The organism is Marinomonas communis, from assembly GCF_004363305.1.
Lineage (GTDB): Bacteria > Pseudomonadota > Gammaproteobacteria > Pseudomonadales > Marinomonadaceae > Marinomonas > Marinomonas communis.
Genome location: NZ_SNZA01000001.1, coordinates 1,131,292 through 1,146,861 on the forward strand (window position 1 = coordinate 1,131,292; position 15,570 = coordinate 1,146,861).

Consider the following 15,570-nt stretch of genomic DNA (forward strand, 5'->3'; position numbering starts at 1 on the left):
GAAGATAATTAAGGTTTAGCATAGTCTGGCGACTACTCAAGGAAGAAAAGACAGGATTTACAAAAATAAATCTTTGGTAAAACAAAGTGATAAAACTTTAACTGTCTGATAATTAAGCGTTTCAAAAGTGTTTCACGAAAATAAGGATTTTATTTTCTTGTTTCATCAGAACAGCTTATCTACGAGCATTATTTAAGGCAGTAGAATTGCCGTTTTCCTGTATTGAAGCTTTCCATACAAGATCAAAATGTAGTAATTTAACGAAATAAAGCACGTATTTTCATCATACAGTTTTTCGTTTACACAACCGATGCCGGAATATTTTTTGCATTACATTTAGAGCAATCTAATCTAAATAACAACATGCACCCGATCCGTTGTCATACTCGCTGTATCACAATGGATGACTTCAAACATTTTGCTAAGGCAATGTCATAAGGTGGTTTAATGGATTTATCAAATTATGTGAGCGACCTCCCATTTACTCAGAACGCTCCGCAACACGTCATTCAAACCCTTAATGAGCTGGCCCAACTTAAAGAACTCAACGCTGGAGACATGTTAGCTCAGCAGTTTGAGGTGGGACATTCTCTTTACTTTCTGGTTTCAGGAGAGATCTCAATCTCTATTCCTTTGCAAGAGTCTGGAAAAAGCTATCATGTAGGCCTAATCAACCAATCATTCGCACCGATTGGCTGGTCTGCGTTTCGCCAGCCTTCTCGCTACGCAACAAGCTTTCAGGCTACCAAATCAAGCCAACTGATCAGCTGGCCTATTTCGTCACTACAGAAGCTGCTTGAACAAGAAACAGATTTTGCTGATCAATTTTTGTCATTCGTTTATCGAGAATCACTGCCTGTACTGACCAGCATTCAGAACCAAACTCGCCCATTCTTCGCAAATGAGTCGCTCGCATTTGAAGAAACTCGTCCATTAATAAACCCTGTTATCCAAAAACAGTCGATCAAACAAACCACAGCATTTTTAAGCGATACAGCGTTCTGCGAATCATTCACTCAAGTGGAGTTGCAGGCCATTGCCAAACAAGCGGGGGTTATCCTAGCGCATCAAGGCGATATCCTCTCCCAGCAAGATCAAGCCGAAGATGGACTTTATTTCTTGGTTCAAGGTAAAGCGGTTGTCAGCTACCAAACAGAATCCGGCGACATCATCACCACGCGCACGATTTCACGCCCGGGTACCGTGTTAGCTTGGTGCACTACAGATGAACAACAACGCAATCGTGCGACCATTATTAGTTCTCGTGACTCGACGGTCCTATTTATACCAAGGCTTTCTTTGGTAAACATTTTTGCTGATATGCCTAAGCTAGCACTGAAATATTGGTATCGTTTAATCTGGTTAGTCGGCACACATTTAGTGTCGGCTCGAATGCGTTACCTATCGCAAATCGCAGGTGATGAAGTGCTGGCAGTGAACAGCATGATTGAACAGAACGCTGCCGTTCTACCAGTAAGCTCGCCGCTTTATAAAGTGGGATCTCTTTTGAAAAATGCGGTGACGACCGATGAGGCTTTTGGCGTTTTATATCGTTGCCTACACTATGGTACAAGGATTGAGCGTACGGTTGCGGGGATGAGTTTAGACATTCTTAAAGACCTGCAACGAGAAAATGCTTTCTACCGTAAGCTTGCTAACATTTATGATTCCGTCAATGCACTACCCGACGAGCAAAGTTCAATCGATGTAAGACGTTTTGGTACGGAGCAGTTCCGCCAAGCTTTCAAGCAAGTACCTTACATCATTAAAGGTATGGAAAATCTACCGAAGAAGCCCGGCAGCTTGTTCTTTTACAACCACCTTTTAGGTTCTAGCAGCACACAACTTGCGAATGGCTTCCGCTACTCCCTTGATGCGCAATTTATCAGCTCAATGGTGATTTACAAACAATATGGCGTGGCTGCGCAGCGAGTGGTACGACGCAGTAAGGAATTTGAGTTCTGGCGTGACGCATACTATGAACGTTTTGGTAATGTATTTGTCGACAGCTGGAGTGCTCTCACATCTGGAACAGAAGCGCACGACCAATTCATCGCTGATGGTCAAACAACCCTAAAAGCTAAAACACCTTTATTAATTTCACCTGAAGGAAAGAGCTTCGCAACCGATCAATCACCTGGTGAATTACTTCCCTATGTGTTCGAATTGGCTGGATCTTTGAAGGGTGAAGAGGAACCTTGGTTAGTGCCTATTGCGGTCGCCAACTTCGATAAGCGCTCCGATCACAATATTTATACGGTAGTCATTAAACCGGCTTTCAAACTCTCAGAGCGCGTCGATATCTCGGATAAAGAAGCGCTTTCTGCTTTCTTGAAAGACTACCAGCAAGAGTTCCGCTCAGCGGTAAAAGAAGCTGAAGAGCTAGCGCAAGAAATTAAGAAATACCCGATTCTTAGCCAGCGAGAAGGCTGCCTATCAAACGTTAGAAGTGTTAATCAGATCGATGTTGAATTTGAATCGGATGTTCGTGAACTAGAATTTCGCTCAGCTCACCGTCGTTTTGATAAGCGCCCGGTAGCATTTTATGGCAGCTCCACCATCAAATCTTGGTCAGAATTTGAAGCCCCTTTTGATACTAAGGAAACCATTAACTTAGGCTTTAATGGTGCGACACTAGATGCCTGCGTTTATTACTTTGAACGCATTATCTTACCTTATAACCCTCGCTCTTTGGTGCTTTATGCAGGGGACAATGACATTGGTAATAAGCATAACAGCAATAAAGTGATTGATCGGTATGTCAGCCTTTTAGAAAAAGTAGATCGCTATTTACCTGGGATTCCAGTCACCATTCTTGGCGTCAAAATTAGCCCAACTCGACACGGTTTAGAAGCAACAGTGAATGCAACAAACCAGATGCTTAAGCAGCTTGCACGAACAAGACCCAACACTCTCTTTGTCGATACCAACGAATCGATTCTAGATAAGCATGGGAATGCTGACGAAAGCTTGTTTGAAGAGGATAAATTACATTTAAATCAAAAAGGCTATCTGAAACTCAACGCTCAATTACAATCTAAAAAAGCTCACATATTCGACCAATAGAGCTTTAAATACTTGGGTAGTCCACGCTTTATGGTCTACCCAGTTCTTAGCATTGATGATGCTGCACAGTGTTATATGTACTCTGCCATAAGTGGCTGCAAATACGTCCTTTCAATTACACTAGCGGCTTGAGGTTTTGCAAAATAGTACCCTTGCAAGTACTTACACCCAAAGGACTGCAGCAACTCCCATTGCGCTTGCGTTTCGACTCCCTCTGCAACAACATCCATGGACATGCTGGCTGCAAGCGCAATAATAGCTTTTGCCACATCACGATCATAATGGTCATTGGTAATACCATCGATAAAACTTCTATCGATTTTCAATGTGTTGGCATTCAATTTTTTCAAATAGCCTAGGGAGGTATAACCTGAGCCAAAGTCGTCTACCGACGATTTTACACCGCATCGTCTCAACGTATTTAAAACCACTGTCGCTTGGTCAGGATCCGCCATAATGGCCGTCTCAGTTAATTCTATTTCTAAGCAATCTCCTAAATAAGGGTGCTTTTGTAATAGCCCCTGGAAAAGATCAACTAGACCATTTCTGGTGATATGCGCAGCGGAAACATTCACCGACACTTCTAACAACGGAAGCCCTCGTTTACGCCATTTCGAAAGCTGATCTGCGACCGCATTGACGACCCAACGATCCAACTCCAAGATCAAATTGGACTCTTCAGCAATACCGATAAAACGATCAGGATACACTAAGCCAAGTCGAGGGTGATTCCAGCGCACCAAGGCTTCTAGGCCATAAACTCTTCCCGAGTCCGCTTCCACTTTCGGTTGAAAATGAAGCATCAGCTGATCTTGAATGATTGCTTCGCGTAACTCTGACTCCATTTGCACGCGCTCTGGTGTGGAGCCTTTCAAAAACGAGCGTTGCCAGAACACAAAACAACCTTTACCAGCTTTTTTGGCTTCATATAACGATATGTCGGCATAACGCATGGCGGTCACCATATCTTGAGCATCATTCGGCAGGTTAACAATGCCGACACTTGCGCCGATATACACCTGGGACTCAAAGACATTGAATACCGCAGATAATTGTTCAATAAGATGCTCAGCAATCTGCTCTTGTTGCTGACGTGATAATACCCCCGTCAGCAACACCACAAATTCGTCACCACCCTGTCTGGCAACCAAAGTAGCATTTTCAACCGATGCCACTAATCGCTGTCCGACAAGATACAGCAGTCGATCACCAGCATGGTGCCCGAGTGAATCATTCACAAATTTGAACCGATCAAGGTCCAAATAAAAAAGAGTCATGGGCTGGGTTGTCAGCAGAGGAGAAGAAAGCTTTTGCGTTAGAAATTGCTCAAACTGAAAACGGTTAGGCAAAGAAGTTTGTGCATCAAAATAAGCCATGTGATGCAGCTGCTCTTGCACTTTCTTAGACTCAGTAATGTCATTGAAAATAGCAATAAAGTTAACCACCTTCCCCTGACTATCTCTCAAGGCTTCAAGTGATAACCAGATCGTCTTATCCACTAACTCAGGGCTAGTAAAGTAAACTTCCCCAGCCCAATGGCTACTTTCAATTACATGGCGCCATATATCATTAATAGACATATCATGCGTCCATGCTGTCGCTAGACGCTCATTGATCCTATCAGCGAACTCCCAGGCTCGTAATTTAAAAATTCCGCAAGCAACGTCATTAAAGTCCAGTATTTCTTTATGACGACCCATTAAGACATTACCCTGCATAGAGGACTGAAAAAAATGCGATGAAATTTTCACCAAGTGTTCCGAGGTTCTTAGGTCGGAGATATCCTGTAAAACGCCTTGAATAGCATCTTTAGAATGAACACCACCTACTTTAAATCGCCCCCTTAGGATGACGTAAAACTCCTGACCCTCTATGGCGAAATGCAGCTCAGACTGTATGGATGTTCCGTATTTTTGACAGTGCTTAAATTGCTTTTTTAGGACTTGCTGCTCATCGTCGTTCACCAGCTCTAAAAAGTCCGCAAACATGAACCTTCGATAGCTTTGAGGCAGTTTTAACAGCGCGAGCAAGTTATCAGAGAATAGGATTTCTTGGCTGTCCAAATCGAATGACCACTCCCCCATTTTGGCGAGCTCATGAGCGTTCTGTAATTCTTCTTCGAACTCCTCTAGTAGGCGCTCTGCTTGTTTTTGCTCAGTAATATCAGATAGCGTCCAAAGTCGACCTATCATTGCCTCCCCTCGCATGCGAGGCTTCACATGATATTGCAACCAGCGACCATCTTTTAACAAAAGCTCCCCATTAAAGGCGGCATGATTTTCATGACTGTTACGTAGGAAGGTTAGAAAATTATCTGGATTTTCTAACTGAATCGATAAAATCTGCAGAAAGCTGGCCATACTAATCGCCCCACTAAAATGCGGTGGGATTTGTAGTAACGTTGCCAGAGCGTCGTTGTATTTGAGCAATGCCTTTTCAAAGTCGACCAATAGCATCGCTTCAACAGAGGAGCCAAACGTAGCTTCGAACAGTTCCAAATTCTCTGTCGCAACATGGTTGTGCTCTTGTAAAGCCTCAGAAGCAAGATCAACTGATCTTTCCAGTAAGTTTATTTCTTGTTCTTGATCCCTAAACAGAAGATCTAATTCAGATGCCAAATTCTGAAGTTTGCGGTCTTCCAACTGATTTGGAAAATGCTTTTCAAGCAAGTACTTGATCTTCTGGTGCATTACAACTCTCTAAAATGAATTTAGTACTATCAGACATGCATAGATAACGAGATATGATGCTAATGAATTTCATCCTTAATTTCTAATGAAATCACCCTTAATTTCTTATGTAATAGACTTGACTCTCACGTAAAAAAACATCAGCATGACATGGATCCAGTTTTCAACTAGCAAAAGATTTCACGACTCATGGCATTCACTTCTAAACGCAACGGCGATAAACGTAAGGAAAAGAAACCTTGCGATGCTGGCGTGTGAATGTAATTTAACAAATTCCCCCGGCAGCATGTTTGCCGATGGAATACCTAAGCCAGCATGCTACCGATAAACAATGAGGTAACAGCATGTTTCAAGGCGCTATCACTGCACTAATCACTCCTTTTTCCAACAATCGTCTAGACGAAGATGCACTTCGTCGAATTGTCCGCTGGCAGATTGACTCAGGCATTAACGGACTGGTTCCTGTTGGTACAACTGGCGAAAGTCCAACGTTGAGTGAGGCTGAACATAAACGCGTTGTTGAAATCACAGTTGAAGAAAGCAATAAGTCTGTTTCAATCATCGCTGGTGCAGGCTCTAATAACCCAATCGAAGCAGTAGAATACTCAAACTTTGCGGCTCAAGCAGGCGCGGATGCTGCACTTCATGTTGCAGGCTACTATAATCGTCCAAACCAACGTGGCTTGTATGCTCATTATGAATACGTTCATAACCATACAAATTTACCTATTGTCATTTACAACATTCCACCACGTGCAGTCGTTGGTGTAGACGTCTCTACCATGGCAGAGCTGGCAAAACTTGAACGTGTTGTTGGCGTAAAGGATGCTACAGGCGATTTAACGCGCCCTATCCGAGAACGCGCGCTGATTCAAAAGCCTTTCAGCTTCCTAAGTGGCGATGACGTAACCGCTGTAGCCTACAATGTTGGTGGTGGTAATGGTTGTATTTCCGTCACTTCTAACATTGCTCCAAAGCTAGTGGTTGAACTGCATAAACTTTGTCGCGAAGGTGATTTTGTTGCCGCTGCAGCACTTCAAGACAAGTTATTTGCACTCCACTCCTCTCTCTTTATCGAGCCAAACCCAGCTGGCCCGAAATACGCCATGTCTCTACTTGGCCTATGTTCTGAAGAAGCACGACTGCCAATGATGCCGTTACAAGAAAGCACCAAAGAAACTATCCGCAATGCAATGAAGGCTCTCGAACTTATTTGATCACCCTACATAAAAAGGCAGCGAAAATTCGCTGCCTTTTGACATGATTTCAGTATCAGACTAACAATATCTATTCACCAATGTGCCAGCCATTTGTGATGGGGTATCGTCGATCTCTTCCGAAACCGCGCTCTGTGATTCGCACTCCTGTTGGCGATTGGCGGCGCTTGTATTCATTAAGGTCGACAAGACGTAATACACGATAAACCGTCTCACGATCAAAGGTGCCCAGCGCCAAGATTGCTTCTGCACTCATGTCTTTTTCAATGTACATATGCAGGATTTGATCTAAGACATCATAGCTTGGCAATGAATCTTCATCGACTTGGTCAGGCGCTAATTCAGCACTTGGTGGACGTGTAATCACACGCTCAGGAATCACATAGCCTAAAGTATTTCGGTATCGGCATAGACGGAATACCAAGGTCTTAAATACATCTTTCAGAACCGAATAGCCGCCAACCATATCGCCGTATAACGTCGCATAACCAACAGCCATTTCACTCTTGTTGCCCGTTGTCAGTACCATGTAACCTTTCTTGTTAGAAATCGCCATCAGTGTCACACCGCGGGTTCGAGCTTGCAGGTTTTCTTCTGTGGTATCACGACCATAGCCTTCAAATTCTGGAGCCAAGGTCTCCATGAAAGCAGTTACCATCGGTTCAATCGGCAAAACGCTGTATTCGACACCTAGAAGCTTGGCTTCTTCTTCTGCGTCTTCCAGGCTCATCGACGACGTGTAGGTATACGGCATCATAACCGCCTGCACCCGATCAGCACCAATCGCATCAACCGCGACGGCTAATGACAACGCTGAGTCAATACCACCACTTAAACCAAGTACAATGCCTTTGAAGCGATTTTTCTCAATGTAATCTCGAAGCCCTGTTACCATAGCTTGATAAACACTGGCTTCAACATCCATGGTCGGTGCGATTTCTCCCGCCATCACTTCCACGCGAGGCACACGATCTTCTGCGATGGTAAAATCTACACAATAAAGCCCTGATTCGTACCAAGGGGCTTGGCGGACTTTTTGACCTTGTGCATTCACCACAAAAGAACCGCCTTCGTAGACCAACTCATCCTGCGCGCCCATGTAGTTTACATACACAATAGGTAACTGGTTTTCTGTTGAACGCTGGTGCAGTAATCGCTCACGCACACCCATCTTTTCAATATGGAAAGGAGATGCATTAAGGTTCAAGATCATTTCAGCACCCGCGTCTTTGGCCTGTGCAATAGGCTCCGGATGCCAAATATCTTCACAAATACTTAGGCCAACTTTCGCTCCTTTGATCTCAACGATGCAAGGCGTATGCCCTGCTTGGAAGTAGCGCTTATCATCGAAAACTTGGAAGTTAGGCAGCTTCTGTTTGCAGTACTCACCTAGAATTTTACCTTGATGGAAAACACCTGCGCAGTTGAAGAGCTCTCCATCAATCTCACGTGGGTAGCCTACAACAACAAATATGTCATGAACTTGTTCTAAAATCTGAGTCAGAGCCGCTTCAATTCTCGGTGTTAAGCTAGGACGTAACAAAAGGTCCTCAGGTGGATAACCGGTAAGCGTTAGTTCAGGAAAAACGATAACGTCTGCGTTATGCTGATCTCTAGCGATCAAAGACTGAGCAATCACGGATTCCGTGTTATTTTTTATATCGCCAACCAGCATATCTAGTTGGGCCATAGCGATTCGAATGGTCATTACGTTGTGATCTCTGACACTCTATTTAATGGTATTCGTGTTATTGTCGTGGAATTACAAGGTTAAGGTAAAGAGCATGATTGTACGTTTGTTATTTTTTATTCTAGTTTTTGCCATTGTTTGGGTAATTTATCGACAATTTGCAAAAGCCATCGTTGCGAAGTCTAAGTCCGTCAAGAAAGCCGACAAAGCAAATCACGAAGAAAGTATGGTCAAATGCGCAACATGTGGCACCTTTGTTCCATTAAGCCATGCGGTGTACGATCACAACCAAGTCGCATTTTGCAGTATGGAACACAAAATTGAGCACTCAGACCAGCAGAAGTAACCTTCGCAGGTTAACAGGAAGCAATTTATTTTGACTAAGGCAGTGTGAGCCACATCTCTCTTTTTGCGCCAGAATCGTCATGCCACCAACATTTGATGTGTTTTTTATCAAAGGACGCGCACCAGCGCTCTACTGATAATGACGATAGGCGCTTACGTTGTAGCCACACTCTCTGCCCTTCTAGCATTTTGCTCTGCCACCCTTCGACTGAAGGACTACAAAACCCGATGCATGAGGGCCCTCCGCCTGGTGAGGGGGTAAGATCAGACAGAGCAAGATAAGCATTGTGCCAAACCACATTTTGCGAAAGCACTTCAGTGGCCAATTGGAAGCGTTTGTGATCGTTTATAACAGTTTGCTGCTGCAGTAAAAGCAAACCCAACATCACAACAAGCAATAATACAGGAACACTGATCCATCCCCGACTCTTAGCAGTTTTACTCATTGTTTTTCGCGACCACTAGCTTACCGATCCCCGAACATATGTTGTCATATTGCCAGCTGTCACCACGTAAAGTCCGATAGGCAAAAATAGACTGTCGTGCTTCACAATTTGGTAAACGGAAGTGGTATTCAACGAGCAGGCCAAGGAACTTATCGGAAGTCACCTTGTGGGGTTGATTCAACAACTCATCAGCAAAACCGTCATCATTGTGATCCAGTAATGAATAAAAACGTAAATGCTTAACTCCAGGCGTAAGCTCCAATGCATTGCCTTGCATAGCAGATCGCCGCCAAAATGCGTTTTCACCTACCTTGCCAGGCTTTACAAACCAATAAAAAGGCTCTTGAGAATAAACATGTAACTCCCCCTCCGATATAGGCTCGGGCCACAGAGCGATCACTTTGTCATTTGAAGTCGAAACTATTGGTACTTTTTGTGTACTATGGCAATCACTTGCTTGCAATTGGTCTCCCACATCAATGCTACTGCATACCGCTGGCAGCTCGACTAGACCACTCTTCAATGTTCCAAATGTCGAGCAGGCGCCAACATAGGAGCCATACAGCCAGTCCGCATCTCGGTCTAAATCATAGCCCTTTAACCGCGGTGGAATTTGATCGCTTGTGCCTACCTCAATCTCCAACTTACTTGTTGAACAGCCAAAATCTCCCACCTGACTCAACTGCGACGTTAACTGGTCAGTTATATTCTGCTCCAACAACATTAGCGCCAACATTTGGCGCCTAGTCTCCGTTGTTTTTTGAACCTGTTGAATACTTGGAGTCAGTAGCGCAAATAAACCTGTCAATATGGCAATCACCAGTAACACTTCTAGCAACAGATAACCATTAAGACGCTGCCTTACCATTGGTTCAACTCGTATTCTAAAACCTGCTTTAGCACAGCACCTTGGCAGGACTGACAAGATGGTATTGAGGCATCGGTTTGCCCCGTTGAGATCTTTACGGCAAACACTTTTTCGATCGATTCTTTCAAATCACGTTGTCTAGCCTCTATATGCGCCTGTTTTAACTCGTGTAACTGATGATCCAATGACGCCTGATGAGATTGAAAAAGCGACAGCATAAACGCAACACTTGCCACAGCAAACATGGCCTCTAGTAACAACCAACCTTGATACAGTCTTGCTCTCATTGACACACCTCAGCAGAGTACTCAGCCGTATCCAGATAAGCTCGTCCACTTTGGTTGATCAGTATTCGACGTGCCATCTCTTGGTCGTAGCACAAATAAAATGAGCCATTTTGGTAGCTAGACAGTCCATTGGGCAGGAATTCAATGTATTGACGAGACACCGGAAAACCTCGCCAGATCATCTTGGTCTCAAGCGCAAGTTTCCATGTATTAATGTCGGTTAATGATTCCGCCATGCGAAGGCTAATTAGTTGACTCCAATCGCCATCGCATTCTTGACCACCGCAAAGATAGATAGAGTGCTGAGACGTCACCGCTAGATTTCTTGCTCTCGTAATACCGGTCAAAAGCATTTGTACATCTTGGTTTAATGCGTTTTGCACTTGCCAGCGTTGAAATGCATTGCTGATGTTTGTCGATAGAAAACCTGCCGACAGAATTGAAAGGATGGCGACCACAATTAGCACTTCTGCTACAGTGAAACCACGATAATATTGGTAGGCCATGGCACACTCCCTATGCCCTCAAACAAGTGCGTCCGTGCACAAGTTTTATATTTTATTGCACCCCAAAAATGCTTACTCTGATTTGCTCACTTCATCGGAGGTCACACCGTTAATTTTAGCGTCTTGTGGCTGGATCCATTGAGCAATTCGATCAATCATTTCCTGCTGGTAATCAAATATTTGTTTCATATCAGTCATTGTTTGCTCTTGCTGTTCTCGCATGGCTAAAATATCTGACATAGTACTTTCTACAACGCTTCTAAAGTCATCAAACAACTCCGAAGCTTTTAGCATAGTGTCTTCCAAAGCCTGTCGATATTCTGTCAACGGCTCTTGAATCGAGCGCATGCCATTGTTCTGGGAATACGCTGAAACAGCCTGACTTGTCTTCATCGATTGTGTCGTTTGCAATGTCATTGAGAAATTCGCTAACTGCGACGCATCAAAGCCCATATCGAAGCCTTTTTGCAGTGCACCGGACACATCACCGCTAAAGAATAGATCGGACACTTCCCCTGCTGATTGCATCATTTCTTGAATGGCAGCCAACTCATCATCATTCAAATCACCTTCTACACTGAAATCAAAGGCAAAAGCTTGGGAAGTACTTTGATAGCGAGAATACGCCATGCCATCATCTGAAACACTTAATGAGTCACTCGCTTCAGAGCGGTTTAAGGCATACAAATTGATGCTAACGACATCTCCCTCTTGAGTCGTGACCTTCATCGTTGAGAAGTCTTCGCGACGGTAGCTCTGACTTGAGCTCGCTTCAAGAGCAGAAGTCACCTGCTCATTCGTATCAAACAAAACGGACTCTAAAGAATCAAACCCTTCGTCGAGCAAAGACTGTGTTTGATCAATCCCTTGTTGCACACCGCCATTGGCTAACCAGCCTAATGCTTCCAACTTTTCTTTGGCATCATCCATGCCCTGTTGCACAGCCTCTTTAGCACTGGCAAACACTGTACTGAGACGATCATCACTTGCGCCATCTTGCTGCAGTTTCTCCATGTAATTTCCGACATGAGAGAGAATTCTCTGAGCCACACGTTCAGGAGAGAAATCGTTTTTGGACTCTTGTGTATTAGCCTGTTCTGCAGTTGAGCTAATCCTACCTTCAATCGATGCGCTAAATCGTGCCGTCACCGACTGCTGAACTAGCCCCATAGCCCGATACGAGGAAGAAGATGGGCTATATCCATCAGCGCCCCAACTTTTTTGAGAGACAGAAGAATCGGCAGACGCACTTTGATTGCGCTGCTGTGTCGCATAATTGGACACGAAATTCCCCAAGCCTTTTAGTGGATCAGACATACTCCTTCCCCATAACTTAATTAAACTATAGGGAAGTTAACGGCCAAGCTGTTTAAAACTTAAGCAAAAAAAGACACTATTTTATTAGCCATTGATTAATGTATTTTGCAATTTGTCTTGGTTTTTGGAATGGAAGAGAGTGATCACAACCTGTTAGCATAATGTGCTGCCAACCGTTGCGCGCTTGAGCTACCTCGTCATAGTGCTCAATCAATAGGGTATGACTTAAAGCCCCAGAAAACAGTAAAACTTGATCCGTATGATCAATCAATACATCACGCTTATTTGGGGCTTTCGTCATCGCTTCCACCCAATCCGTCACGGCATCTAAGGCATAACTAAAGCCAATCGGACGATGGGCCAAGCGGCTTTGGGTCGTTGCTTCGGCAACCGGATGTTTGCGGCGATTCGGCGAGACACCATCCATAAAATGTGCAACACCGAGTTCCACGTCCCCTGTTTCTCGAATGGTTTGAGAAGCCAATCTGTAACGCTGACGCACGTCTGCAAGTGTATTAACACATGCTCTATCCAAAGAAGCTGGCTCCATTAACATCATACGATGCGCTACGCCATTTTCTTGCACCAGCCATGCATTTAGGTTCAGTGCTACTAAGCCTCCTAGAGAATAGCCAATGATGTCAAACTGCTGCCAAGATACATTCTCGATCAAACATTGTATCTCTCGAGTTAGAGAATCAATTGTGACCGGTGTTTCTTGTTTCGTGTAATGGTAGCTTTGCCCCATTCCGGTTAAGTCTGGGATCAATAACCAACGCCAATAAGATAAATGCTCTAACATAGGTCCATAAGTTAGCTCTCCTGCCACCCCTGCTCCGTGGAGTAGCAAACAACACCCATCACTGTGACTGTTGGGATTTTCGATTAGCCTGTATGCAAGAATACTCTCACCACAGTGTAAAAATTTTGTCTTCACCACTTTAATTCTTCCTATTTGCTCCCACTTTTTGGGTATCATACGTCTCTAACGCTTTAATTTACGTGGTTTTATATTATGTCAGAAGTCAAACTTATTCGTTTGCCTTATGAAAGCTCTCTTGCACGACTGTACCCAGCTGTGCAAGACCTCGATTACCCGATTTTACTAGATAGCAACCATGACTCATTCTCGGACACGCGTTGGGATATCCTGAGCGCCGCACCCATTGCGACGCTCACCGCCCAAGGAACATCGTCTGACCTAATGTGGCATACTCCAGCACCATTTGAACTAAGTAACCAAGAGAATCCGATGGAGACTCTGCGCTTAATGGTTGAAGAGATTACCAATCAACCTTGGAGCGACGATGTCACTCTGCCATTTAATGGTGGTTTGCTAGGCTACTATGGTTATGAAGCTGGAAGATATGTTGAACAGTTACCTGAAAGTGTCATCGAAGACGTTAACCTCCCTACTCTTCTAGTGGGATTATATGGTTGGGCTCTCATCTCAGACCATCAAGCCAAAACCACGTCTTTGGTCATGACACCTTGGTGTCAATTCGACGAGCAGACATTGCTCGACCGACTGACAAAGCTAACATCAGATAAGACGGTACCATTTTCGTTGCACAGTGCATTTGAAGCGAATATGAGTGCACAGAGCTATGCAGAGCGGTTTGAAAAAGTAAAAAACTACATCAAAGCTGGTGACTGTTACCAAGTCAACTTAACGCAACGCTTCTCAGCCTCTTATGAGGGGGATACTTGGTCTGCGTACCTAGCGTTGAAAGCTGTCTGTCCCACCCCTTTTTCCGCTTACTTCAAATTACCAGATGGACGCGCCGTTTTATCTCACTCTCCAGAACGGTTCATTTTGTGTGATCAAGGCAGAGTAGAATCCAAACCGATAAAAGGTACTCGCGCTCGTGGAGAAAATGCCAAACAAGATGCGGCATTGGCAGAAGAATTGCTTGCTTCTGAAAAAGACCGCGCTGAGAACTTAATGATTGTCGATTTGCTGCGTAATGATCTAGGTAAAAACTGCGTAACTGGCAGTGTAAAGGTTCCTATTTTGTTTGGCCTTGAGAGCTATGCCAATGTGCACCACATGGTTTCAACCGTTGAAGGCAGAGTCGCTAAAAAAGCCGATGCGTTAACCGTATTTCAAGAAGGCTTCCCTGGCGGCTCTATTACCGGAGCTCCCAAAGTGCGAGCGATGGAAATCATCGATGAACTTGAGCCTCATGAACGCAGTGTTTACTGTGGATCAATGATTTACTTTGGTTGTAATGGTCAAATGGACTCAAGTATCACCATTCGCACACTCGTGGCGGATGGTCAAAAGATCCATTGCTGGGCAGGAGGAGGCTTGGTCGCAGATTCAATCTGTGAAGAAGAATACCAAGAAACCTTTACCAAAATAGGTCGTTTAACCCATACTTTAGAGAAGGAGTTCTTAAGGTAATCGCTATGTTGGATGTATCTCACTTTTTAGAATCCCACCCATTAACGCCCACGATTGACGACATTCGTGCCGCGTTAGATATCGAGACATCCAACCACATCTACAATCCAGATCAACATATAGCACCACAGGCTTACCGCCATGAATATCGAGCGGCTGCAGTATTAATTCCTATTTATAATTGTCCCGAAAGCAACGAGCTGAAGGTTTTACTGACACAGCGCTCATTAAATATGCGTAATCATCCAGGTCAGATCGCCTTTCCAGGAGGAAAGCACGACCCAGAAGACGCCAGCATCCAGTACACCGCCTTGCGCGAGACATTAGAAGAAGTTGGGCTTTCCCCCGACTGTTTCGACCTATTGGGAGAATTGGGCGAGTACTGCTCCGTCTCAGGCTTTTGCATCAAACCCGTTGTCGCAGAGATGACAAGAATGAGTGAACTTAGCCTGTGTGAAGAGGAAGTGGAACAGGCTCATTGGGTCCCCTTGCATCACTTGCTTGACCCGAGGAACTTTCGCTACGTAGAGCGCGAAATTGGTAATGTAAAACGAGGCTATTTCGAGATTCTTTACGGTGATCTAAGGATCTGGGGAGTCACTGCTGGCATCATTTATGGGCTCTACCAAGCGATTGAAAATCATTCTCACAGATAGTGCTGATACATATAAGGTTAGGCATCATTTGTATTTTATATCCCGCTAGTTAATTGCTATGGTACAGCCAAATTT

At 44.3% G+C, this 15,570-nt stretch carries 13 protein-coding genes; 5 read left to right on the forward strand and 8 right to left on the reverse strand.

Annotated elements, in window-relative coordinates:
- Nucleotides 1-447 precede the first annotated feature (447 nt).
- Nucleotides 448-3,066, forward strand: a complete 2,619-nt coding sequence (locus tag C8D85_RS05320; protein ID WP_133560316.1) for a cyclic nucleotide-binding domain-containing protein — start codon at nucleotides 448-450, stop codon at nucleotides 3,064-3,066.
- Between the two features lie 71 nt (nucleotides 3,067-3,137).
- Here C8D85_RS05320 and C8D85_RS05325 read toward each other — a convergent pair whose 3' ends face one another.
- Nucleotides 3,138-5,756 carry a sensor domain-containing protein gene (locus tag C8D85_RS05325; protein ID WP_133560318.1) on the reverse strand — a complete coding sequence of 873 codons (2,619 nt, stop codon included), beginning with the start codon at nucleotides 5,754-5,756 and terminating at the stop codon, nucleotides 3,138-3,140.
- A 344-nt stretch (nucleotides 5,757-6,100) separates the two neighbouring features.
- On the opposite strand from C8D85_RS05325, the gene dapA reads away from it, so the two are divergent.
- A complete protein-coding gene (dapA, locus tag C8D85_RS05330) occupies nucleotides 6,101-6,973 on the forward strand; it encodes a 4-hydroxy-tetrahydrodipicolinate synthase (RefSeq protein ID WP_133560320.1) in 873 nt (290 codons plus the stop codon).
- Between the two features lie 70 nt (nucleotides 6,974-7,043).
- Here the strand turns inward: dapA and C8D85_RS05335 are convergent, their stop codons facing one another.
- Entirely contained in the window at nucleotides 7,044-8,681 is a 1,638-nt protein-coding gene (locus C8D85_RS05335) for an NAD+ synthase (RefSeq protein WP_133560322.1), read from the reverse strand.
- A gap of 76 nt (nucleotides 8,682-8,757) precedes the next feature.
- Between C8D85_RS05335 and C8D85_RS05340 the strand changes: the two genes are divergently transcribed.
- A complete protein-coding gene (locus C8D85_RS05340) occupies nucleotides 8,758-9,009 on the forward strand; it encodes a PP0621 family protein (RefSeq protein WP_133560324.1) in 252 nt (83 codons plus the stop codon).
- A 34-nt stretch (nucleotides 9,010-9,043) separates the two neighbouring features.
- Here C8D85_RS05340 and C8D85_RS05345 read toward each other — a convergent pair whose 3' ends face one another.
- The 6 genes from C8D85_RS05345 to C8D85_RS05370 form a co-directional block, all read right to left on the reverse strand.
- Nucleotides 9,044-9,454 carry a hypothetical protein gene (locus tag C8D85_RS05345; protein ID WP_133560326.1) on the reverse strand — a complete coding sequence of 137 codons (411 nt, stop codon included), beginning with the start codon at nucleotides 9,452-9,454 and terminating at the stop codon, nucleotides 9,044-9,046.
- Nucleotides 9,447-10,322 (reverse strand): type II secretion system protein, encoded by an 876-nt coding sequence (locus tag C8D85_RS05350; RefSeq protein WP_133560328.1) that lies wholly within the window; start codon nucleotides 10,320-10,322, stop codon nucleotides 9,447-9,449. The genes C8D85_RS05345 and C8D85_RS05350 overlap by 8 nt, the downstream gene beginning before the upstream one ends.
- On the reverse strand, nucleotides 10,316-10,609 hold the full coding sequence (locus tag C8D85_RS05355) for a hypothetical protein (protein WP_133560330.1): 294 nt from the start codon (nucleotides 10,607-10,609) through the stop codon (nucleotides 10,316-10,318). Before C8D85_RS05355 ends, C8D85_RS05350 begins: the two co-directional genes overlap by 7 nt.
- Entirely contained in the window at nucleotides 10,606-11,115 is a 510-nt protein-coding gene (locus C8D85_RS05360; protein ID WP_133560332.1) for a GspH/FimT family pseudopilin, read from the reverse strand. The genes C8D85_RS05355 and C8D85_RS05360 overlap by 4 nt, the downstream gene beginning before the upstream one ends.
- Nucleotides 11,116-11,187: 72 nt before the next feature.
- Complete coding sequence (locus C8D85_RS05365) at nucleotides 11,188-12,432, reverse strand: DUF5610 domain-containing protein (RefSeq protein ID WP_133560334.1); 1,245 nt, start codon at nucleotides 12,430-12,432, stop codon at nucleotides 11,188-11,190.
- 76 nt (nucleotides 12,433-12,508) lie between these two features.
- Nucleotides 12,509-13,411, reverse strand: a complete 903-nt coding sequence (locus C8D85_RS05370; RefSeq protein WP_133560336.1) for an alpha/beta fold hydrolase — start codon at nucleotides 13,409-13,411, stop codon at nucleotides 12,509-12,511.
- Nucleotides 13,412-13,447: 36 nt separating this feature from the next.
- Between C8D85_RS05370 and pabB the strand changes: the two genes are divergently transcribed.
- The gene (gene pabB, locus C8D85_RS05375; protein ID WP_133560338.1) at nucleotides 13,448-14,839 is read left to right on the forward strand and encodes an aminodeoxychorismate synthase component I; all 1,392 of its coding nucleotides are present in this window, start codon (nucleotides 13,448-13,450) and stop codon (nucleotides 14,837-14,839) included.
- Nucleotides 14,840-14,844: 5 nt separating this feature from the next.
- Complete coding sequence (locus C8D85_RS05380; protein WP_133560340.1) at nucleotides 14,845-15,495, forward strand: NUDIX hydrolase; 651 nt, start codon at nucleotides 14,845-14,847, stop codon at nucleotides 15,493-15,495.
- Nucleotides 15,496-15,570 lie beyond the last annotated feature (75 nt).